Below are 20,678 nucleotides of genomic sequence, written 5' to 3'. Positions count from 1 at the left end.
GAGGCCGGGGTCAGGCCGCGGGCAGGCCGTACGGCATCCGGTCAGACCGGGGGCAGACCGTACGCGTCCGGTCAGGCCGCGGGCAGGCCGTACGCGTCCGCGATCAGCTCATAGCTGCGCAGCCTCGCCTCGCCGCCGTGGGCGTTGGCGGTGATCATGAGTTCGTCGGCGCCGGTGCGCTTGGCCAGGCCGTCGAGGCCGCTGCGGACCTCGTCCGGAGTGCCGTGGACGATGTTGGTGAGCCAGTTGTCGACGAACTCGCGCTCCATCGGGCTGAAGGCGTACGCCTCCGCCTCCTCGGGCGTCGGGACCAGGCCGGGGCGGCCGGTGCGCAGCCGGACCATGGACAGGGCGCCCGAGAGCACCTGGCGGCGGGCCTCGCGTTCGTCGTCGGCGGCCAGGGCCGACACGCCGATCAGGGCGTACGGGGCGTCGAGCACCGCGGACGGCCGGAACGACTCCCGGTACAGGTCGAGCGCCGGGATCGTGTTCTGGGCCGAGAAGTGGTGGGCGAAGGCGAAGGGCAGTCCGAGCACCCCGGCCAGCCGGGCGCTGAAGCCGGAGGAGCCGAGCAGCCAGACCGGCGGGCGGGCCGGCGACTGGACGCCGCCCTCGGCCGTGGCCTGCACGGGGCCGGGGACCGCGTGGATACGGGCGTAGGGGTGGCCGTCGGGGAAGTCGTCGTCCAGGAACCGGGTCAGCTCGGCGAGCTGTTGCGGGAAATCGTCCGCGCCCTCGTTCAGCTGGTCGGCGCGGCGCAGGGCGGCCGCCGTCGCACCGTCGGTGCCGGGGGCGCGGCCGAGGCCGAGGTCGATGCGGCCGGGGGCCATGGCCTCCAGGGTGCCGAACTGTTCGGCGATGACGAGCGGTGCGTGGTTGGGCAGCATCACGCCGCCGGAGCCGAGCCTGATGCGCTCGGTGTGCGCGGCGAGGTGGGCCAGGATCACGGCGGGCGAGGAGGAGGCGACACCGGGCATGGAGTGGTGTTCGGCGACCCAGTAGCGGTGGAATCCGCGGCGCTCGGCGAGCCGTGCGATCTCCACCGAGGTGCGCAGCGCCTGGGTGGCGGTGCGGCCCTGCCCCACGGTCACCAGGTCCAGTACGGAGAGCGGAACGGTGGCCGCCCCCTCCGCCTTGCCACGGATCTCGTCGCCTCGAATCTCGTCCACGTCCTGGCCTCTCCGGTGATGCGCCTACGTCCGGCTCGTACGTCCGGAAGCACATAACAGGAGGTTGTCTCCGGTTATTCCCGTGCGTCTCCGGGGAGCCGTACCCGTACCTCTCCCGGGGCTACTCCCGTACGTCTCCGGGTCCCGCCCGCCGCCCGCTGTGCGCCCGTTCCCGGCCCTCGCCCCAGGCGGCCACCTGGGCCGGGGGCGCCTCCCGGGCCGCGAAGATCCGGCCCAGTCCCGGGGACCACGCGCGGCGGCCGGCCAGGCGGAGCCCTTCGCGGACCGTGACCTGGTTCCCGGTGAGGACCGGCTTGCCGAGGAGCTCCTCCAGCTCCGACTCGTGCCCGGCGGTGTGCAGCGCGGTGTCGGGCAGCAGCACCGCGTCGGCCTCCGGCCGGTCGGCGGCGACGGCGAGTTCCTTCACCCGGTCCAGGTCCCAGGCGGCGGCCTCGGTGGCCGATCCGAGCGGGACGGCACGGGTGACGGCCACATCGATGCCCGCGGCGTGCAGGAAGTCGGCGAACAGGGCGGTGATGCGCTCGGGATAGGTGGAGGCGACGGCGACCCGGCCGGCGCCCAGCTCCCGTACCGCGTGGGCGAAGCCGAACGAGGTGCTGGAGGCGGGCACGCCGGCCGCCCGGGCCAGGGCGGCGGTCTGTTCGTGGGCACCCTCCCAGCCGTACAGGAAGCTGCCGGCGCCGCTCGCCCAGACGACGGCCTCGACCCCGGCGCGTTGCAGCTCCTCCACCCCGCCGGCCAGGCGCTCGGGCGAGCCGGTCCGGATCAGCGCGTCGATCCGGTAGGCGTCCTCGTCGACCTCGGTGCGGTTCACCACCAGCCGGACGGCGTCGAGCAGAATCTCCATCCGCGGGAAGTCGTCCTCCGCGAAGTGGCCCGGGTAGAGAAATCCGACGGTCGTCATGTCCGGCCTTCCTGCCTGTTCCTGTCCGGTCTTACTGTTCCTGTCCGGCCTTCCTGCCCGTTCCCACCCTGCGGCCGCCCACGACCTTTCACCCCACTCCCTCCAAGTATTCCCCCATATGTCGCGACCTCCGCTCCGACCTGTTGACGGGGGCGGAGGCGGGTGCGAGCGTGGTCGCACCCGCTCCCCCGGCGGGGGCGAAACTCCCCAGACGCAGCGGAGCGACCGTCTCTCATGTCAGAGCCAACCCTGCTCGTCCTGGACACCGACCCGTCGCCACGTCTCGGCCGGCTGACCGGCCGGGCCCGGATCCGGTACACCGACGAGGCCGGACTCGCCGCCCGGCTCCCCTCGGCCGATGTGCTGCTGGTGTGGGACTTCACCTCCGACGCGGTACGGGCCGCCTGGCCCGGCGAGGGGCCGCGCCCGGCCTGGGTGCACACCGCGAGCGCGGGCGTGGACCGGCTGCTCTGCCCCGAACTGACGGCCTCCGACACGGTGGTGACCAACGCCCGGGGCATCTTCGAGCGGCCCATCGCCGAGTACGTGACCGGTCTGGTGCTGGCGTTCGCCAAGGACCTTCCCGGCACGCTGGAGCTCCAGCGACGGCGGCAGTGGCGCCATCGCGAGAGCACCCGGCTCGCGGGCAGCCGGGCGGTGGTCGTCGGCGCGGGCCCGATCGGGCGGGAGATCACCCGGCTGCTGATCGCGCTGGGGGTCCAGGTGGCGCTCGTGGGGCGCACGGCCCGGCGCACCATCCACGGCGCCGAGGACCTGGACCGGCTGACCGCCCTGGCCGACTGGGTGATCTGCGCGGCACCGCTGACCGAGTCGACGCGTGCCATGTTCGACGCCCGGTTCTTCGGGCTGATGCAGCCGTCGGCCCGCTTCATCAATGTGGGGCGCGGACCACTGGTCGTCGAGGACGACCTGGCCGAAGCGCTGCGCAGGCGCTGGATCGCGGGCGCGGCGCTCGACGTGTTCGAGCGGGAGCCCCTGGAGCCGGGGAGCCCGCTGTGGGACGTACCGGATCTGATCGTGTCACCGCACATGAGCGGCGACACGGCGGGCTGGCGGGACCGGCTGGGCGAGCAGTTCGTGGCGATGTACGAACTCTGGGCGGCCGGGCAGCCCCTGCCGAACGTGGTGGACAAGCGGCGCGGTTACGTCCCCGTACGGGAGCCGGGCGGGTGAGCCGTCGCCATCGACGGGCCCGATCCGGTACCGATCACCCGGAACACGGGAAGGTCACACTCCGGCCACTTTTCGGTTGCATACCCTCGCTTCCTGCATAGACGTCCGGGATCGGGCAGGCGCCATCCCTGTCCGGACTGTTCGATCCCTTCAGGAGATTGCGAACCATGGCTGACTTCCCGAACCTGTCCCGCCGGGGCTTTCTGAACCGATCGGCGGCCGTGGGCGGCCTGCTCGTCGTCCCCGGTCTGCTCTCCGCGTGCAGCAAGACCGACGCCGGTTCCGCGGACGGTGCGGGAGCGCTCGAAAAGCTCCGCAAGCAGGGCTTCGTCCGGGTGGCGTACGCCAACGAGGCCCCGTACGGCTATCTGGAGGGCAAGGAGCTCAAGGGCGAGGCGCCCACCCTGCACCGGGAGATCTTCAAGGCGCTCGGAGTCGACGAGCTCAAGCCCACGCTCTCCGAGTGGGACGGGCTGATCCCCGGGCTCCAGGCGGGCAAGTACGACGTGGTCAGCGCCGGAATGGCGATCACGCCGGAGCGCTGCGCCAACGCCCTGTTCTCCGAACCCGAGTTCATCTCGCCGACCGCGCTGATGGTGAAGAAGGGCAACCCGAAGAAGCTCACCGACCTGGCGTCCGCGAAGGCCGCCGGGATCACCGTCGGTGTGATGTCGGGCGCCGTCGAGGGCAAGTACGCCGAGGGCGCCGGCATCACCGGCGACAGGGTCAAGACGCTGCAGAAGCCGCAGGACGGCGCCGACGCGGTCAAGGGCGGCCGGATCGACGCGTTCCTGCTCACCGGCATCTCGCTGCGCTGGCTGGCGAAGACCAACCCGGAGACCGAGGTCACCGAGCCGTTCGTGCCGGAGCTCGACGGCACCAAGCAGTACAGCCCCGGCGGCGCCGTCTTCCGCAAGGGCAACGAGGACCTGCGGGACGCCTTCAACCGCGAGCTGAAGAAGATCGTCTCGGACAAGTCGCGCTATGTCTCGCTGCTCCAGGAGTACGGCTTCTCCGACACCGAGCTCCCGCCGGCCACGCTGAAGACGGCCGATCTGTGCAAGGGCTGACAGGGACGGACCGCACCGCATGAGTGATTTCTTCTCCGCGTTCTTCGACGAACTCCCTCAGGTGCGCTCGGGGTTGTGGGTGACCCTCGAAGCCACCGTGCTGGGCGCGCTGGCCGCGCTCCTGCTGTCGTTCGTCCTCGGTCTGATGTCGATCAGCCGGCTGCTGGTGCTGCGCGGCACCTCGCGCGTGGTCGTGGAGTTCTTCCGCGGCACCTCGCTCTACATCCAGCTGTTCTGGCTCTACTACGCGATGCCGACGCTGACGGGGTACGAACTGGACCCGCTGCTCTGCGGCGTCGTCGCGTTCGGCCTCAACTACGGCGCGTACGGCGCCGAGGTGGTGCGCGGGGCGATCGGTTCCGTGCCGCGCGGCCAGTACGAGGCCGCCGTCGCGCTGAACATGTCGCCGCTGCACCGGATGCGGAAGGTGATCCTTCCGCAGGCCTGGGTGCAGATGATCCCGTCCTTCACCAATCTGCTGATCCAGCTGCTGAAGTGCACCCCGCTGCTGTGGCTGATCTCCGCGGCCGACCTGATGACCGTGGTCCAGCAGCTGCGCGACCGTACCGGTGAGACGCTCACCGCGTACGTGACCCTGCTGGCCGTCTACTTCGTGCTGGCGTACGCGCTGACCCTGCTGATGAACCTGCTGGAACGGGGCGCCAAGCGGCGGCTCGGACTGCCCACCGGCGCGGGTTCGCTGCTGCGCACCCGCAGCGCCACCGAGGCCGTCGCCTCCGTCCAGGGAGGTGCCCGGTGAACGGTTTCGACTGGAACGCGGCCGGGGACGCCCTGCCCCTGCTGCTCGAAGGTTTCCGGGTCACGCTGCTCGCGACGGTGCTCGGCACGCTCGTCGCCGCGGTCCTGGGGCTGGCCGTCGCGGTCGCCGGCCGGGCCCCGACCAGGTTCGTGACGGTGCCCGTGCGGGCCGTGACGGAGTTCGTCCGGTCCACCCCGCTGCTCGTCCAACTGGTCGGCGCGGCGGCCCTGTTCACCTCGGTGGAGCCGCTGACGATCGGCATCGTGGTGCTGGGCGTCCACTACGCCGCCTACACCTCCGAGGTGTACCGCGCGGGGATCGACGGTGTGCCGAAGGGCCAGTGGGAGGCATGCCGGGCGCTCTCGCTCGGCCCCCGGCGGACCTGGCAGGCCGTGATCCTGCCGCAGGCGGTGCGCAATGTGCTGCCCGCCCTCGGCAACTACGCGATCTCGATGTTCAAGGAGACCCCGTTCCTCGCCGTGATCACAGTGCAGGAAATGGTCTTCGAGGCCCGTAAGTACGGCGCCGACCACTTCGCCTACACCGAGGCGTTCACGCTCGCCGGCCTGGTCTTCCTGGTCGCGAGCTACCCCACCTCGCTGCTGATGAGAAAGCTGGAGAAGCGTCTTGGCCACTGAACCCCTCCCCCTGCGCAAGACGACGGGTGCGGCCTCCGCGGCCGCCGCACCGGCCGCCGCGCCGGAGACCGGCCATCCGCTGGTCCGCTTCGACGACGTCGTGAAGCGGTACGGCGACCACGTCGTCCTGGACCGGCTGAACTTCTCGGTGCGGCGCGGCGAGCACGTCACCCTGATCGGGCCCAGCGGCTCGGGCAAGACCACCATCCTGCGGCTGCTGATGACGCTGGAGAAGGTCAGCGACGGCGTCATCTGGGTGGACGGCAGCCCGCTGTCCCACATCAGGACGCCGGGCGGAGCGCTGAAGCCGGCGCCCGAGAAGCATCTGCGCGAGGCCCGGAAGAAGATCGGCATGGTCTTCCAGCAGTTCAACCTCTTCCCCAACATGAAGGTGCTCCAGAACATCACCGAGGCACCGGTCAATGTGCTGGGCAAGGACCGCGAGGAGGCGGAGACCCGGGCCCGGGAGCTGCTGGACCTGGTCGGGCTCTCCGCCAAGATCGACGCCCACCCCTCCCAGCTCTCCGGGGGTCAGCAGCAGCGGGTCGCCATCGCCCGCGCCCTGGCCATGGAGCCGGAGATCCTCTTGCTGGACGAGGTGACGTCGGCTCTCGACCCGGAGCTGGTGGCCGGGGTGCTGGAGCTGCTGGGCGACATCGCCAGGAACACCGACATCACCATGCTCTGCGTGACCCATGAGATGAACTTCGCCCGGGACGTCTCAAAGAAGGTACTGATGTTCGACTCCGGGCGGGTGATCGAATCCGGCCCGCCGGAAAAAATCTTCACCGACCCGGAGCACGAACGTACGCGCGAGTTCCTCGACGCGGTGCTGTGACCTCACCCTTTACCCGACGCCAATGACCCTGGCACATGCCGGACGGATGCGCCCCAGCTCACCGGGGGTGGGGCGCCCCCCGAGTCGCCAACAGCCGCCCCGGAACGGGGCCTTGGCGGCTACCGTGAGGTCAGAGCTTGCGGTCACAACCTGGTAGGGGGAAACCGTGACGTTGAAGCCCGAACCGACCGCACCGTTCCATTCGGTGCAGTACGCCCTTCGTGTTCTCGAAACGGTCTCCAAGCACGGCAACGGCGTGACGGACACCCAGATCTCCCGCGAGACGGGACTGCCCCTCGGTCACCTCACCTCACTGCTGCTGACACTGCGCCGCGAGGGTTACGTGGAACAGGTCACCGACGGCGCGTACGTCATCGGCGCCTCGCTCCTGCTCCTCGGCTCCGGACCGGCCCGCAGACAGGCCCTGGAGTCCAGGCTCCAGCAGATCCTGGCACAGCTGCGCGACTCGGTCGGCGCGGCGGTCTACATCAGCCGGTACGTCGACGGCGAGATCCGGGTCACGCAGTACGCCGACGGCCCGCTCACCCCTGCGGTCAACGAGTGGGTGGACTTCCGGTCGGCGGCGCACGCCTCGGCGGTCGGCAAATGCCTGCTGGCGCAGCTCGACCAGAACGGCCGCCGCGATCACATCTCGCGCCACAAGACGCCGCGGCTCACCTCGCGGACGATCACCAACGAGAAGGTGCTCTTCTCCAAGCTGGACAGCCAGCCGGCGACGGTCCCGGTGCTCGACCTCCAGGAGTACGCGGTCGGCACGGTGTGCGCGGCCGTGCCGCTCACGGCCGGGTCGTCGGCGGGCTGCCTGGCACTGTCGCTGCCGATCGAGGACGCGCACCGGCTGCGCTCGGCGGCGGACACACTGAACCGGCGGGCGGCTCCGGTGCTCCTGTCGCTGGCGCTCTAGGGTCTTTCGTTTGGATCAGGCCGGACCCCGCGAGCCCGGCATGATCCAAACGAGAGGCTCCAGGTCCGTCCGCAGAGGCACCCGACGAGGGCTCCCGGCAGGGGGTGTCATCAGCACCCTTCAGGAGCAGGTATTATTTTCGAGTCAGCAAGCGCCGCTAGCTCAGTTGGTTAGAGCAGCTGACTCTTAATCAGCGGGTCCGGGGTTCGAGTCCCTGGCGGCGCACAGACAACGCACTGGGCGGTTCACGTACACACGTGAACCGCCCAGTGCGTTTTTTGCTGCCCGCAGAGATGTACGAACGTTTTACACGCTCGTACTAGACAACCGTTTTAAACGCTCGTACATTTCCTGGCATGACGAACGCTACGAGCACCACCGCCGAGCGCGGCCACCTCGCCGGCCGCCGGGAATGGACCGCCTTCGTGGTTCTCCTGTTGCCCCTCCTCCTCGTCTCGATGGACATCTCCGTCCTCTTCTTCGCGATCCCGTCCATCGACCGGGACCTCGCCCCCAGCGCCACCCAGCAGCTCTGGATCTTCGATGTGTACGCCTTCGCCCTGGCCGGACTGCTCATCACGATGGGCTCGCTCGGCGACCGGATCGGCCGCCGCAAGCTGCTGCTCATGGGTGCGTTCGCGTTCAGTGCCGCATCCGTCGCCGCCGCGTACGCCGACAGCCCCGAGATGCTGATCGCGGCCCGCGCCCTGCTCGGGGTCGGCGGCGCGACGCTGATGCCGTCGACCATGGGGCTCGTACGGAACATGTTCCGCGACGAGCGGCAGCGCGGCCGGGCCGTGGGGATCTGGTCGGGGGCCATGGCGGGCGGCATCGCGCTGGGCTCGGTGCTCAGCGGGGTCATGCTGGAGCACTTCTGGTGGGGTTCGGTCTTTCTGATCAATGTGCCGGCCATGGTGCTGCTGCTGGTTCTGGTGCCGGTGCTGGTCCCGGAGTTCAAGGACCCGAACCCTGGACGGTTCGACTTCCTGAGCGTGCCGCTGTCGATGGGATCCGTGCTGCCGGTCGTCTACGGCGTCAAGGAGAGCGCCGCCCATGGTCTCGATGTCCGGAACGCGCTGATCATCGCCGCGGGGCTGGTCGTCGGCCTGTTCTTCGTCCGCCGCCAGCGCGGCCGCGGTGACGCGATGATCAGCCGGGAACTCTTCCGCCGCCACGGCTTCGCCGCCGGGATCGGGCTGAACGCGCTGGCCGCGTTCGCCATGATGGGCTCCTCGTTCTTCACCACGCAGTACCTCCAGTCGGTGCTCGGGATGAGCACGATGGAGGCCGCGCTGTGGAGCCTGGCGCCGTCCCTGGCGGTGGGCGCCGCGGCCCCGGCGGCCACCGCGATCGCCCAGCGGACCGACCGCGCCCGGGTCATCTGCGCCGGATTCGTCATCGCCGCCGCCGGCTTCGCCGTCCTCGCCCTGACCGGTACGGACTCCCTGTGGCTGCTGCTCGGCGGCTGCGCCGTGATGAGCTGCGGCATCGTCACCGTGATGGCGCTCGTGTCGGACCTGGCGCTGTCCACGGCCCCGCCGGAGAAGGCGAGTTCGGCGGCCTCGCTGCTGGAGACCGGCCAGGAGTTCGGCGGTGCGATGGGGATGGCCCTGCTGGGCGCGGTGGCCACCGCGATCTACACCGCGGACATGCCGGACTCCGCCCCGGAGGCCGCCCGCAAGACGCTCGCCGGTGCGGTGGCCACGGGTGACGGTTCGCTGATCCGGGTCGGGCGGGAGGCCTTCGTGCACAGCATGCAGTACGCCTCGGTCGCGGGAGCGGTGCTGCTGCTGGCCGGAGCGGTGCTGGCGGCGGTACTGCTGCGGAAGGCCAGGGGAGCCGAGGCCGCGGAGACCGCGGCGCAGGAGCAGCCGGCCCTGGCGAACTGAGACCGCTTCCGATTGCCGGTCGGTCTAAGGGATGTCCGCCGGGCCGGGTACGTCGCGACCGTGCGCCTCGTACTCGGCCAGCAGGGCCGTCAGCCGCTCACCGTCGAGCGGGGCGTACATGGCGTCCGGCCCCCGGCGCCACACGGATCCGTCGCACCGGAACCCCTCCCGGCGCAGTCCCACCCGGTGCACCTTGTTCGTCGCCGTCACCGGCATCGCCGGGACGATCCGTACGAAACCGGGAGCCATCTTCGTACCCAGGTCCGACTGCGCGGCGAGGAACGCGGTGAAGGCGGACGGGTCGAAGGCGACCCCCTCCCGCATGGCGAGGGCCGCCATCACCTGGTCCCCGGCGACCGGGTCGGGCACCGCGTACACCGCCACGGCCGCCGCGTCCTGCCAGCGGGCCAGGATGTTCTCGATCATCGCGGCGGCCAGGTTCTCGCTGTCCACCCGCAGCCGGTCGTCCGTACGGCCCGCGAAGTAGAGGAAGCCGTCGGTGTCCCGGAAGAAGAGGTCCCCGGTCCAGTACCAGCCGCCGTGCACCCGTTGGGCGTCCGCCTCCTCGTTGCGCCAGTAGCCCTCGAAGGGGGTGCGCCCCCGGTTGACCAGTTCCCCGATCGCCTCGGCCCCGTTGATCAGCCGGCCCGCCCCGTCGAAGACGGCGGTGGGCCGCTCCTCGCCGGTCTCCGGGTCCACGACCGCGAGATCGTCACGGGCCGACGCCCTCCCGATCGCCCGCTCCGGGGTGTCCGGGGTCCGCTGGATCGCCGCGCCGCCCTCGGACGAGCCGTAGCCCTCGACCAGCCGTACCCCGAACCGCTCCCGGAACCGGGCCGCGTCCACCGCACCGGCCTCGGTGCCGAAGCCGAGCCGCAGCGGATGCTCCCGGTCGTCCGAGCGCTCGGGGGTGGCCAGCAGGTACTGCACGGCGCGGCCGACATAGGTGAAGTACGTCGCCCCGTGCGCCCGTACGTCGTCGAGGAATCCGGAGGCCGAGAAGCGGCTGCGCAGCGCGACGGCGGCCCCGGCGGCCAGTGCGGGCGCCCAGTCGGCGATCACCGCGTTGCCGTGGAACATCGGCATGCAGATGTAGTGGACGTCCTCGCGCCGGACGCCGAAGTGGTCGACGAGCGACCGTCCGGCCGCCGCAAGCCGTCCCTGGGTGCAGATCGCGGCCTTGGGCGCGCCGGTCGATCCGGAGGTGAAGTAGAGCAGCATCCGGGTTCCGGGCCCGATGTCACTGCGGGCCGTGTCGCCCGGTTCGACTCCGGCGTACGGGGCCAGGAGTTCGGCGTACGCGTCGGTGTCGGTCACCAGCATCCGTACGCCCGGGAGGTCCAGGCCGTCGAGCAGCGGCAGATGGGCGCGTTCGGTGACCAGGACCCGGCAGTCGGTGTGCAGGATGTCGCGGGCCAGTTCGGCGCCGCGCCGGGTCGGGTTGATCCCGGCCACGGCGGCCCCGGCCAGGGCCGCCGCGCTCAACCAGAGTGGGAATTCGGGGGTGTTGTCCAGCAGCACCCCGATGTGCGGTTCGCCGCCCGCCGACAGCAGATCCGCCAGGAGCGCGGCCCGTGCGGCAGCGCCCGAGGCGACCTGGTGGTGACTGAGAACGGTGTCCCGATGTCTCAGTCCGGGCCGGTGGTCGCCCCATTGGCGCTGTACGAGCTCCGCAACGGTGCCTGCGCTCCTCATGGCGCCGCACGGTAACCGACTACACGTCAGAACTGAACATCGGAGCAGGCGTAGAACGCGTTCGCCGTGTCGGCGACGTTCCAGACACTCAGGATGATGTGCTTCCCGCTCTTCTGGGTGGGGATGGTGCCCTGCTGGGTCAGGGTCGCCGGGGGCTGCTTGCCGCCGTACGGCACCGTCATGAAGGGCTGGGATTCCAGATCGGCCCTGGTGAGCGGCTTGGTGGGGTCCCAGCCGTCCCTGGTGATGTAGTACCGGAAGTCCGACGTGGCGTGGCGTGCGGTGAACTGCCAGCGGAAGCTGAAGCCCTGGCCCGCGGTGACATTCGTGGCGGGCCAGTTGCCGCCGCGCGGATCGTCCAGCTGCGCGAACTCGCCATGACCCGCGGAGCAGATCTTGCCGTCGGCCGGACCCGCCGCCGGGAAGCCCTTCGGGCCCTCGACGCTCTGCGGCTCCCACTGGATGTTGCCGCAGCCCGTCACCGTGCCGTTGGCACAGAGCTTCTGGCGGCTGATGGGGTTGTCGGTGTAGCCGTGGCTGCCGGCACTGCTCGTCGCGAACATCGAGACGCCCGCGATGGCCAGGCCGACCACGGCCGCGCTTGCCCTTTTACGCATGTCTGTCGCTCCTCAAGAACGTGGGGGAGGTTCCATGAGCCGTGCTGCGCGCGCGTTCTGCGGTCTAGACCAAGACTTAGATTATTGACGGGATATGAACATGTCCAGACCAATGAGAGTCGGATTCCGCTTGGCCGCACGGCCTCCCCCGAAACCCTCAGGGACCCTCCCCGCCGTTGCGTCCGGTGTAGAAGGCCACCGTCAAGTCCTTGACCAGGGACTTCCGTTCGTAGTCGTCCAGCTCCACGATGCCCCGCGCGGTCAGCCGGTTGACCGTGTCGTCGACCGCGTCGACCACCGAAGTCAGGACGCTGTCCCGGTGCTTGGCGTCGATCGCCGCGATCCGGCGGCGCTGCATCGCCGCGGCGACCTCCGGCGCGTACTCGATCCCGGTCGGCTGCGCCGAGTACACCTCGATGCCGACCGGCTCGCAGTCCGCCTTCAGCATCCGGGTCAGCTCGTCGCCGACCGCCTCGGCGTCGCGCAGGGTGTGCGCGTCCTCGTGGAAGGCGTCGGCGGGCAGCTGCGAGAGGACCCGGGCCATCGCCGCCTCGACCTGCTCGCGCAGGTACTCCTCGTGGTCGGCGACCCCGAGCGCCGCCCGCACGGTGTCCTTGATCCGCCACACCACGAGGACCACGACGCGCAGCGCCGTGCCGTCGGCGTCCACGGCGGGGAGCGGTTCGCTGCGCCAGTGCCGCAGGCGTACGTCGACCCGGCGGCGCAGCAGCAGGGGGCTGATCCACATCAGCCCGGTCCGCCGCACGCTCCCCCGGTACTCGCCGAACAGCGTCAACACCCAGGCGTACCCCACGCGTCCGCGGCTCAGGCCGCCGAGCGCGAAGAGCACCATCGACACCAGCGCGGCGAGCGCCGCCCAGGCACCGAGGCCGATCCCGTCGTACGGGTGCGAGCCAATCCCGAACCGGGCGAGCGCGGCGGCGGGCAGCGCGCCGGCCCGCCAGAGCACCGCGCCACCGGCGGCGACCCCGGCCAGTGCGGCGAGCAGCGCGAGCCGGCCGGGGAGGGCGGGGCCCGGCCGCTCCGCGAGCCGTGGATCACCGACCGGCGCCGGCCGGGTCGAGGGCCATACCTGGGCCTCCCCCGGCACCGGCGGCCGCCGCACCCCCGTCTGCGCCCGTCCACCACCGGCTCCCCGCCGCAGCACACCGGTGGGGAGCGCGGCCGCGTCGGCGCGGTCGGCGTCCTCGCGGAAGAGCAGATGCACGGGGATGGTCGCGGTCCGCTCGTTGGCGATGACCGCGTGGTGCCGCGCGGTTCCCCACCGCGCGTCGCCGGGCTGTTCGGCCCCGTCGCCCCCGGAGACGGGGAGCGAGTCGAAGACGGTGTCGGGGGCCGTGCGGCGCCGGGGAGGTACGTCGGTGCCCGCCCCGTTCCCTCCGGGCACCGGCGCGGGTACGACACCCGTCACCGGGACCGACACCGAGGCCGACGTCGCGCCGAGCACCGGATCCCGGTCCTCGCCCGGCACCAGGTCCAGCACGAGGTCGACCGCGGAGTCCGGCCCGGAGTCCTGCCCTGTACCGGAGTCCGGTCCCGTACCGGCCCCCGGGCCCGGAGCCGGAACCGTCGCCCCCGCGGGCTCCTGCGGGCCGGCCTTCCGGACCGGCTCCCGCCCCTTCTCCCGCCGCCTGCCGTTCTCCGGGGTTCCGGAGCTGTCCGACACCGTGGATCGCATACCCGCCTCCGTCATGTCCGTCGTGTCACCCGAAGAGTCGCCGCCAGGTCTCCGGACCGAGGTAGCCGTCGGCCGCTCCGCCCCGCCAGCCCTGAGCCCGTTGGAAGGCCTCGACGTTCCGCCGGTCCGCCTCGGTCCACCGGGGCCCGGGCCCCGAGGTGTAGTGCTTGCCGAAGCCCCTCTTCACCAACTGCTTGCCGAGTCTGTCGACATGGCTGTTGGACTGACCGGGCCGGAAATAGCCCCGCCCGGGGAACTTCGAATCCGGGTTCGAGTCGCCGTGGCCGGCTCCCGTTCCGCTTCCGCCCCCGCTCCCGTTTCCAGCGCCGGGGATGTCCTGGCCGGTTCCATTCGCCAGGAGCCGCCAGGTGTCGGGGCCGGGAATGCCGTCCGCCTCCTTGCCCTTCCAGCCCTGGGCCTTCTGGAACGCCCGGGTCGCCAGCCGGTCGGCGTCGCCCCAGCCGGGCCCGGGGCCGACCTTGTAGAAGCGCTTGCCGCCCCGCTCCACGAGCATCCGGCCAAGCTGGGTGACGTACGCGTTACTGGCGCCGGGGCCGAACTTCGCGGCGCCCGGGAACCTCGTCACCGACGAACCGCTGCCGGCACTTCCGCCGCTGAGGCCCTTGTAGCGGTAGGCGACGTAGTTGCCGGAGTGGGTCCAGTACGCCATGGGCGTCGTCTTCTTGCGGGTGTGCGGCTTCGTCTGCTCGTACGCCGTGTAGTGGGTGTGCGTGTAGTCGGTCCAGCCGCCGAAGATCGTGACGTGCGAGCCCTTCGAGGGATCGGCCGGGTTGTGGAAGAGCAGGATGTCGCCGGGCTGGAGCTCCTCCCGTGCGATCCGCTTGCCGAACGCGGCGAGGCTGCCGGTCCACTCGTTGCCGGGCAGGTTCCAGGCCATCGAGACGAAGCCGGAGCAGTCCTGCCGGTAACCGTCCGGCCAGTACTTGGTCATGCTGTACGGGACCTTCGCGGACACCCACTTCTTCGCACGGTTGATGATGTCGGCCCGGGTGCTCTTGCGCAGCTTGGGCGTGGTGGTCGTGGACGAGGGCGGTCCCGAGGCGCCACCGCCGCGCAGCGGTCCGGGTCCGCCCTGCGGGCTGTCCCCGTCCGTGTCGACGGGGACTGCGCCGACCGCCCCCGCCGCCCGGTCGCCCGGCGCGCCCGTCGTGCTCGTCGGGCCCGCCGCCTCGGCGACGCCGCTGCCCAGCACCACTCCGGCCGCGGTGACCAGCACCAGGGCGCGGCGGGCGCCGTGCGCGGCCGGATGACCTCCGTCCCGCATGGGCGGTGCACTGGCGGCGGTCCGCCGCTGTGCGGCGCACCCCGCACAGGTGCAGTCGATGGCGGGCACGTACTCCTCGAAAGCCGGCACAGTCATGCGATTCCCCTCCGCACTCGTCAAGATCTTTGGGCGCATCTGCACGGGCGCCAGTGTCTCAACTCTCCTGACATATCGCATTTTGACGGATAGAAGAGAAAAAACGACCATCCGACAGGCCGTGCTGGACGGTAAATGGTCAGGAGCACCCTCCGCCTTCGGGTAGAGTTCTCCAGGTCAGCAGGCGCCGCTAGCTCAGTTGGTTAGAGCAGCTGACTCTTAATCAGCGGGTCCGGGGTTCGAGTCCCTGGCGGCGCACGCAGAGTCAAAACCCCCTCACCACGCGTGAGGGGGTTTTGCTCGTTCGCGAACCTCTCACGCCGAAGCCTCGCGCCGAACCTCCACCCCGTGACGCCGCCCACAGCGCCACCTCCAACCACCACCCGCGCAGGCGCCGCACAGCCTTCGCACAGCTGTCACAGCGTCACCGTCCAGTCACTCAGCGGCGCGAAGTCCGTTCTTATGCACCTCCGCACACCCCCTCTACAAGGGGGCCGCAAATCGTACGTATGACTAGTAACCCACTCGTTTCACCCTTCGGACGGGACCGAGGTCGGACAACCTGTCTATTGGTCATCGGCCCCAACCAGGCCGATGGGCCCTGCAGTTGGGGGCTACAGAGGGCAAAGTTCCGGTTGTCCGCAACGCGGAGTGGGGGCCCCGCTCGGGGGCTGGTGCCGAGGGGGCATCAGAGACGAACCGGAAGGGCGGCATTCCGTGTCCGAGCGGACGGTCGCCCGCCAATCATGTCGTCCGCGGCGACCGACGGGGAATCGCCGCGGCCGAGACGACCGACCGGTCACGCACCGACCATGCGCTGGTCGAGAAGGCCACCAAGGTCTTCGACCGGAGAACGGGGGCTTTCCTGCGCAACGACGCCGGTCTGGGCCGGATCTACGTCGAGGCCGAGAAGTCCGGTGCCCGGTACGCGACGGGCGCCGAGGACAACTACCGGATCGCGGGCCTGACCGGCTCCGACAGCCGCAACGTCCACGGCATCGAAACTCGCCCTCGACAAGAAGGACTTCCAGGGCATCCGGGAGGCCTTCGAGTTCGACCCGGTGGCCGAGAAGCACATCTCCGTCGACCCGATGAACGAGGCGCGCCGGCACCCGACGCTGACCACCCTCGGGGACGGCCGGGTTCCCGTAGTGCGGCCGGGTGCGGGACGGCCGGCGAGCGGGGTGGGGTGCGTTCGGCGATCGGGGGCGGGGTGCCCAATGGCCGGGGTGCGGGCGCGGGCGCGGGGTGCTCGGTGGCCGGGGCGCCCCCGCACCCGCTGCGGCTGCTTCGCCGCCCGTGCCAGGCCCAGCGCGTACTCGGGCCACCAGGCGCCCGTCTTCGGGCCGCCCCTGCAGTCGCCGTCGGACTCGCCGGGCCGCTTAATCCAGAAGTAGGCGTCGACCAGTTCGTCACCCGTGTCGGTCGTCGCCGCGCCCAGCGCCCGGCCGGGCGGGTTGCGCCAGTTCTCCCCGGGGGCGCCGCCCCGGTAGGGGCCGTTGCCGTTGCGGCTGGTGTCGATGACGAACGGCTTGGCGCCGACCTTCGCCGAGAGCCGCTGCCGAACTCCGTACTGGCCTGCCTGGTCTCGAAGTTGGAGACGTTGACGGGGAATCCGTCGGCCGCCCCGATGCCCGCGCGGCGCAGCGGCCGGAAGAGCGCGTCGGGGGTGCGCGAGCCGGCGTTGCCGGCGTCCACGTAGACGCGGACGCCGGGCTGCCGCCCGAGCCGCTCCACCACGCCTCCGATAGCCGACGCCACGTCAGAAATGGTCCACGCCAAGGGCGTTCGCGTCTCAGGCGTGGTCGCCTGCGGGCTTCTCGCCGGTCAAGTAGGCGGAGACGACGACATTCGCGTCGTACGAGTGCGTCGCCCGGTCGAAGGTGCCGCCGCAGGTGATCAGGCGGAGCTCCGCCCGGCCGGCCTTGCGCGGGCCGTACGCCTTGTCGGCGTCGAAGCGCGCCCGGGTGAAGACCTGGACGTCGTCGACGGTGAATTCGGCGACGGTTCCGTCGGCGCGCGTGACCTCGACCTCGGCGCCGGGGCGGGCCGCGCTCAGCCCGTAGAAGACGGCCGGCCTGGTCTCGGTGTCGACGTGGCCGACCAGGAGGGCCGGCCCCTTCGCGCCGGGTTCGGCGCCGCCGTCGTACCAGCCGACGGTCTGGGGCGTGTCGAACGAGGGCGGTTCGATCGCCCCGTCCTTGTCCAGGCCACGGGCGATCACGGGTGCCTCGACGCCGATCGACGGGATCTCGACCCGCTCCGGCACCGCGCCCTCGATCGGGTCGTGCGGCGGGGGCAGCGGAACGCCCAGGGGGCGCCCCACCGCGGCGATGTCGCCGGTGGTCGGGGCGGAGCCGACGCCGGAGCCGTCGGTGATACCGCGGCCCCAGAGCCACAGGCCGAGCAGCAGGACGGCCCAGGCCACTCCTGCGAGCAGCCTGCCGTGACCCGCGGCGCCGTCCGGGGCGGACATGTCAGTCCGAGACCGGACGGCGGCGGCGCGCGCTGCGGAACGCGACGGCGACGGCCGCGACGGCGGCCAGGACCAGTCCGATCACCGTATGGACGGTGCCGGGGCCATCCTGCTCGGCCTCCCGGTCGGTGAACAGGGCGGTGCCGCCGCCGCCCGCGGCGACCGGGGCGAGCGGGGTGGCCCGGCCCCGGTCGATGACGGTGACCGTGCCGGCGGCCTCGGCGCCCTTGTCGTCCTTGCAGTCGATCCGGATCCCGTATTCGCCGGGTGAGGCGTCCGAGCTGATCCGGGCCTCGGCGAAGAGGCCCCCGTCGGCGGCGGGCGAGAAACGCGCCTCGGAGACGAAGACCTCGGACTCGCCCGTGGCCTCGCGGCCCTCGCAGCCCTCCAGCCGCAGATCCGCCTCGCCACCCGGCCCGACGGATGGCGGGGTCACCGTCAGGGTGGTGCGGCCCTTCTCCTGGGCCGGCCCGGAGCCGGATTCGGCCAGTGCGGCGGAGGCCGGCACCAGGGTCGCCGCGACGACCGCGGCGGCACAGAACGTGAGGGTTGTGGAACGCATCGTGAACCTCCTCAGTGCAGGTTCCCGCCTGCGGAGGGATTCCGCATCCGCAGGGGCGCGGGGGACGGGTCCGCGCGCACCGCCCGGAGACCTCCCCCGCCCACCCCGGGGGCCGTGCCCCGCCGGGCTCAGCCCGCGTCGACGAGACCGACCAGGTCGGCGATCGAGTCGACGACCGTGGACGGCCGGAAGGGGTACTTGTCGATGTCGGCCACCGTGGTGAGACCGGTGAGGACCAGGAAGGTCTGCATCCCCGCCTCCAGCCCGGCCAGCACATCGGTGTCCATCCGGTCGCCGATCATGGCACTGGACTCGGAGTGGGCGCCGATCGCGTTGAGCCCGGTGCGCATCATCAGCGGGTTGGGCTTGCCCGCGAAGTAAGGGGCCTTGCCGGTGGCCTTGGTGATGAGGGCGGCGACGGACCCGGTGGCGGGCAGCGGGCCCTCGGCGGACGGGCCGGTCTCGTCGGGGTTGGTGCAGATGAAGCGGGCGCCGCCGTTGATCAGCCGGATCGCCTTGGTGAGCGCCTCGAAGCTGTAGGTGCGGGTCTCGCCGAGGACCACGTAGTCGGGTTCGTGGTCGGTGAGGACGTAGCCGATGTCGTGCAGGGCGGTGGTGAGGCCGGCCTCACCGATGACGTACGCCGTGCCGCCGGGCCGCTGGTCGTCCAGGAACTGGGCGGTGGCCAGGGCGGAGGTCCAGATGTTCTCCACCGGCACGTCCAGGCCCATGCGGCTCAGCCGGGCGTGCAGATCGCGGGCTGTGTAGATGGAGTTGTTGGTGAGGACCAGGAAGGGCAGCCCCGAGTCACGCAGCCGCTTGATGAAGGCATCCGCTCCGGGGATCGGCGTCCCCTCGTGGATCAGGACTCCGTCCATGTCGGTGAGCCAGGACGAGATCGGCTTGCGCTCTGCCATGTGTGGGACTCCTGCCGTACGCCGTGTGCGGGGACGCCGGCGGCACCGCGTTGTGCAGCGCCGACGCCCCCGATTTTAGGCCGTCCGGGAATCGGGGGGTGGCCGCGCCCATGAGAAGGGTGCGGCGGGGCGTGCGGGTGGTCACGGGGTCCTCCGTCGAGGCGTGCGGGCACTCGTTCAACTCCCCGCCCGCCGACGGGGAGTTGAACGAGGGACCAGACCCGTTACCCTTTCGCGATGATCTGCCGGAGGCCCATGCCCCTGCCGTGATTCCTCGGCAACGCTCAGCTGCCGGTGGCCGACTTCCAGGCTTCGACGTAGCTGTCCAGGTTGGTGCCGATGTCGGACCAGTCGGGCTCGAAGACCTCCACCCCGTCCATCAGCTCGGCGAGCTCGATGGCGTTGCCGTCGGTGGCCTCGACGTCCTTGCGGGCGGAGAAGCCGCCGCCGACCGCGCTGACGTCCTTCTGGGCCTGCTCGGAGAGCATGAAGTCGAGCGGCTTCTTGCCGTTGGCGGTGTGCGGGGCCTTGTTCACGAGGCCGGCCGCGTACGGCAGGGCGAAGGTGGTGGACTTGCCGCCCTGCTTCGCGGGGAACCAGATGCCGAGGTTCGGCATGTCCTTGGACTGCGCGAAGTTCATCTGGACGTCGGGGGTCTCGGAGGTCTCGGAGGTCTCAGGGTTCTCGGGGCTCTCGGGGTTCTGCGTGTTCAACTTCTTCACCAGCCCAGTTCGTCGGCGGTCGTTTCGGCGATGGCGGGCGAGCAGGTCATGCCCCGCCCACCCGGCCCGGTGACCAGCCAGACGCCGTCCCGCACCTGCTGGCGGTGGACGACCCGGCTGGTGTCGGTGCACTGGGCGTAGACCCCGGCCCAGCGGTGGCGGATCCTCGGCAGCGGGCGGCCGAGGAAGGACTCGACGACCCCGGTGAGGTGCTCGTACGGCTCCTCGACGGTGTCGAAGGAGAAGGGGTGCTCGTACTCGTCGTGGGTGTCGCCGATGGTCAGTCCGCCGTCCCGGCGCTGCACCATCAGCAGCTGCATCCGGTGCGCCGCCGCGGTGGGCGCCGGCGCCTGCTCGGCGTTGAGGGTGTCCAGCGCCCCGCCCCGGTACGCCGGGTAGTAGCGGAAACTGTCCGCGTCGGCGACGGAGGTGGTGAGCGGCTCGCCGAGCGGGTCGGTCTGCATCATCTGGAGGCGGACGCGGCGGACCGGCAGGTCGGGGCCGGCCAGCTCGCGGACGAGACCGCCGAGCCAGGCACCGGTGGCCAGGATCACCGCGTCGCCGGTGTGCACGTCGCCGTGGTCGTCGCGGACGGAGGCGGTGCCCACCACCTCGCGGACCTCACGGCCGCCGAGGAAGGTGTACCGGCCGGACTTCAACAGCTCCCGCTTCAGCGCGAGTTGTGCGGTGCGCGGCTCGGCCGCGGCGTCCCGCTCGCACCACAGGGCGGCGGTGAAGTCACCGCGCAGCGCGGGGTTGACCGCGCGGGCCTCGTCGGCCGTGAGCAGCTTGTAGCCGCGGGCCGCCGCGTCGGGCCGGGCGACGGCCGCCTCGGCGACGGCGGTCTCCAGCTCGGCCCGGAGCGGGGTGAGTGAGCCGCAGGCCCGGAAGCCGAGGTCCGGGACCCGCGCCCCGATGCCCTCCCACAGCTCACGGCGCGCAGCGCGGTCTCGAGCTCCTCGCCGCCTGCCCGGCCGCTGACCCATATCTGTCCGAAATTGCGGAGCGATGCCCCGCGCGCCTCGCTCTCGCGCTCGATCTGTACGACCTCGTGGCCGCGGTTCACTGCGTGCCAGGCGTGCATGGTTCCCACCACGCCGGCTCCTACGACGATGACTCTCACGACGGCTACGCTCCTCGGGGCGGGTGGCCCGGACGGATCCGTACGGCAACGGGAGGGTGAACCGGGCCCCAAGCTTGG

16 protein-coding genes, 2 tRNA genes and 4 pseudogenes are annotated in these 20,678 nt (G+C 71.3%); 10 read left to right on the top strand and 12 right to left on the bottom strand.

From position 1 onward, the window contains the following. Positions 1-71 precede the first annotated feature (71 nt). Both OHA19_RS25760 and OHA19_RS25755 read right to left on the bottom strand, forming a co-directional pair. On the bottom strand, positions 72-1,169 hold the full coding sequence (locus OHA19_RS25760; RefSeq protein WP_405751783.1) for an LLM class flavin-dependent oxidoreductase: 1,098 nt from the start codon (positions 1,167-1,169) through the stop codon (positions 72-74). A 121-nt stretch (positions 1,170-1,290) separates the two neighbouring features. After that, entirely contained in the window at positions 1,291-2,094 is an 804-nt protein-coding gene (locus tag OHA19_RS25755; RefSeq protein WP_405712939.1) for a decarboxylase, read from the bottom strand. Between the two features lie 234 nt (positions 2,095-2,328). On the opposite strand from OHA19_RS25755, the gene OHA19_RS25750 reads away from it, so the two are divergent. The 8 genes from OHA19_RS25750 (at position 2,329) to OHA19_RS25715 (ending at position 9,408) form a co-directional block, all read left to right on the top strand. After that, complete coding sequence (locus OHA19_RS25750; protein WP_405712941.1) at positions 2,329-3,288, top strand: D-2-hydroxyacid dehydrogenase; 960 nt, start codon at positions 2,329-2,331, stop codon at positions 3,286-3,288. 167 nt (positions 3,289-3,455) lie between these two features. Continuing rightward, the gene (gene ehuB / locus OHA19_RS25745; protein WP_405751780.1) at positions 3,456-4,358 is read left to right on the top strand and encodes an ectoine/hydroxyectoine ABC transporter substrate-binding protein EhuB; all 903 of its coding nucleotides are present in this window, start codon (positions 3,456-3,458) and stop codon (positions 4,356-4,358) included. 19 nt (positions 4,359-4,377) lie between these two features. Next, positions 4,378-5,118 carry an ectoine/hydroxyectoine ABC transporter permease subunit EhuC gene (gene ehuC, locus OHA19_RS25740; protein ID WP_405712945.1) on the top strand — a complete coding sequence of 247 codons (741 nt, stop codon included), beginning with the start codon at positions 4,378-4,380 and terminating at the stop codon, positions 5,116-5,118. After that, positions 5,115-5,756 carry an ectoine/hydroxyectoine ABC transporter permease subunit EhuD gene (gene ehuD, locus OHA19_RS25735; protein WP_405712947.1) on the top strand — a complete coding sequence of 214 codons (642 nt, stop codon included), beginning with the start codon at positions 5,115-5,117 and terminating at the stop codon, positions 5,754-5,756. The genes ehuC and ehuD overlap by 4 nt, the downstream gene beginning before the upstream one ends. Further along, positions 5,746-6,594 carry an ectoine/hydroxyectoine ABC transporter ATP-binding protein EhuA gene (gene ehuA / locus OHA19_RS25730; protein ID WP_405751777.1) on the top strand — a complete coding sequence of 283 codons (849 nt, stop codon included), beginning with the start codon at positions 5,746-5,748 and terminating at the stop codon, positions 6,592-6,594. The genes ehuD and ehuA overlap by 11 nt, the downstream gene beginning before the upstream one ends. Before the next feature lie 166 nt (positions 6,595-6,760). Continuing rightward, positions 6,761-7,519: an IclR family transcriptional regulator gene (locus OHA19_RS25725; RefSeq protein ID WP_405712951.1), complete on the top strand. Its 759-nt coding sequence runs from the start codon at positions 6,761-6,763 to the stop codon at positions 7,517-7,519. Positions 7,520-7,670: 151 nt separating this feature from the next. Further along, positions 7,671-7,744, top strand: a tRNA-Lys gene (locus OHA19_RS25720). Positions 7,745-7,875: 131 nt separating this feature from the next. Then, positions 7,876-9,408 (top strand): MFS transporter, encoded by a 1,533-nt coding sequence (locus OHA19_RS25715; protein WP_405712953.1) that lies wholly within the window; start codon positions 7,876-7,878, stop codon positions 9,406-9,408. Positions 9,409-9,432: 24 nt separating this feature from the next. Here the strand turns inward: OHA19_RS25715 and OHA19_RS25710 are convergent, their stop codons facing one another. From OHA19_RS25710 to OHA19_RS25695, 4 genes are all read right to left on the bottom strand, one after another. After that, a complete protein-coding gene (locus OHA19_RS25710) occupies positions 9,433-11,103 on the bottom strand; it encodes an AMP-binding protein (RefSeq protein ID WP_405751774.1) in 1,671 nt (556 codons plus the stop codon). Between the two features lie 26 nt (positions 11,104-11,129). Beyond that, entirely contained in the window at positions 11,130-11,720 is a 591-nt protein-coding gene (locus tag OHA19_RS25705; RefSeq protein WP_405712957.1) for a lytic polysaccharide monooxygenase, read from the bottom strand. 157 nt (positions 11,721-11,877) lie between these two features. After that, positions 11,878-13,419: an SPFH domain-containing protein gene (locus OHA19_RS25700; RefSeq protein WP_405751771.1), complete on the bottom strand. Its 1,542-nt coding sequence runs from the start codon at positions 13,417-13,419 to the stop codon at positions 11,878-11,880. Positions 13,420-13,444: 25 nt separating this feature from the next. Then, positions 13,445-14,800, bottom strand: a complete 1,356-nt coding sequence (locus tag OHA19_RS25695) for a peptidoglycan-binding protein (protein WP_405712961.1) — start codon at positions 14,798-14,800, stop codon at positions 13,445-13,447. 184 nt (positions 14,801-14,984) lie between these two features. Between OHA19_RS25695 and OHA19_RS25690 the strand changes: the two genes are divergently transcribed. Both OHA19_RS25690 and OHA19_RS25685 read left to right on the top strand, forming a co-directional pair. Then, positions 14,985-15,058 (top strand) — tRNA-Lys (locus tag OHA19_RS25690). 550 nt (positions 15,059-15,608) lie between these two features. Next, positions 15,609-15,945 (top strand): annotated as a pseudogene (locus tag OHA19_RS25685) (galactose oxidase); the annotation flags it as partial. Between the two features lie 143 nt (positions 15,946-16,088). Here OHA19_RS25685 and OHA19_RS25680 read toward each other — a convergent pair. The 6 genes and pseudogenes from OHA19_RS25680 to OHA19_RS25655 form a co-directional block, all read right to left on the bottom strand. Further along, positions 16,089-16,543 (bottom strand): annotated as a pseudogene (locus tag OHA19_RS25680) (glycoside hydrolase family 6 protein); the annotation flags it as partial. 52 nt (positions 16,544-16,595) lie between these two features. Next, positions 16,596-17,276 (bottom strand): class F sortase, encoded by a 681-nt coding sequence (locus tag OHA19_RS25675; RefSeq protein WP_405712963.1) that lies wholly within the window; start codon positions 17,274-17,276, stop codon positions 16,596-16,598. 1 nt (position 17,277) lies between these two features. Further along, positions 17,278-17,838, bottom strand: coding sequence for a hypothetical protein (locus OHA19_RS25670; RefSeq protein WP_405712965.1), 561 nt, complete (start codon positions 17,836-17,838; stop codon positions 17,278-17,280). A 128-nt stretch (positions 17,839-17,966) separates the two neighbouring features. Beyond that, positions 17,967-18,755: an HAD-IIA family hydrolase gene (locus OHA19_RS25665; protein WP_404180953.1), complete on the bottom strand. Its 789-nt coding sequence runs from the start codon at positions 18,753-18,755 to the stop codon at positions 17,967-17,969. A 284-nt stretch (positions 18,756-19,039) separates the two neighbouring features. Next, a pseudogene (locus tag OHA19_RS25660) lies at positions 19,040-19,405 on the bottom strand (2-aminoethylphosphonate ABC transporter substrate-binding protein); the annotation flags it as partial. 68 nt (positions 19,406-19,473) lie between these two features. After that, a pseudogene (locus tag OHA19_RS25655) lies at positions 19,474-20,600 on the bottom strand (TIGR03364 family FAD-dependent oxidoreductase). Between the last annotated feature and the right edge of the window lie 78 nt (positions 20,601-20,678).

This window comes from Streptomyces sp. NBC_00012 (assembly GCF_045040875.1).
Classification (GTDB): domain Bacteria; phylum Actinomycetota; class Actinomycetes; order Streptomycetales; family Streptomycetaceae; genus Streptomyces.
Note: the sequence above shows the minus strand (reverse complement) of the source record. Positions and strands in the feature narration are given on the sequence as shown.

Coding starts and splice junctions, on each gene's coding strand:
- OHA19_RS25755 (WP_405712939.1), bottom strand. CDS start 2,094: ATGACGACCGTCGGATTTCTCTACCCGGGCCACTTCGCGGAGGACGAC.
- OHA19_RS25750 (WP_405712941.1), top strand. CDS start 2,329: ATGTCAGAGCCAACCCTGCTCGTCCTGGACACCGACCCGTCGCCACGT.
- ehuB (WP_405751780.1), top strand. CDS start 3,456: ATGGCTGACTTCCCGAACCTGTCCCGCCGGGGCTTTCTGAACCGATCG.
- ehuC (WP_405712945.1), top strand. CDS start 4,378: ATGAGTGATTTCTTCTCCGCGTTCTTCGACGAACTCCCTCAGGTGCGC.
- OHA19_RS25715 (WP_405712953.1), top strand. CDS start 7,876: ATGACGAACGCTACGAGCACCACCGCCGAGCGCGGCCACCTCGCCGGC.
- OHA19_RS25710 (WP_405751774.1), bottom strand. CDS start 11,103: ATGAGGAGCGCAGGCACCGTTGCGGAGCTCGTACAGCGCCAATGGGGC.
- OHA19_RS25705 (WP_405712957.1), bottom strand. CDS start 11,720: ATGCGTAAAAGGGCAAGCGCGGCCGTGGTCGGCCTGGCCATCGCGGGC.
- OHA19_RS25700 (WP_405751771.1), bottom strand. CDS start 13,419: ATGCGATCCACGGTGTCGGACAGCTCCGGAACCCCGGAGAACGGCAGG.
- OHA19_RS25695 (WP_405712961.1), bottom strand. CDS start 14,800: ATGACTGTGCCGGCTTTCGAGGAGTACGTGCCCGCCATCGACTGCACC.
- OHA19_RS25675 (WP_405712963.1), bottom strand. CDS start 17,276: ATGTCCGCCCCGGACGGCGCCGCGGGTCACGGCAGGCTGCTCGCAGGA.
- OHA19_RS25670 (WP_405712965.1), bottom strand. CDS start 17,838: ATGCGTTCCACAACCCTCACGTTCTGTGCCGCCGCGGTCGTCGCGGCG.
- OHA19_RS25665 (WP_404180953.1), bottom strand. CDS start 18,755: ATGGCAGAGCGCAAGCCGATCTCGTCCTGGCTCACCGACATGGACGGA.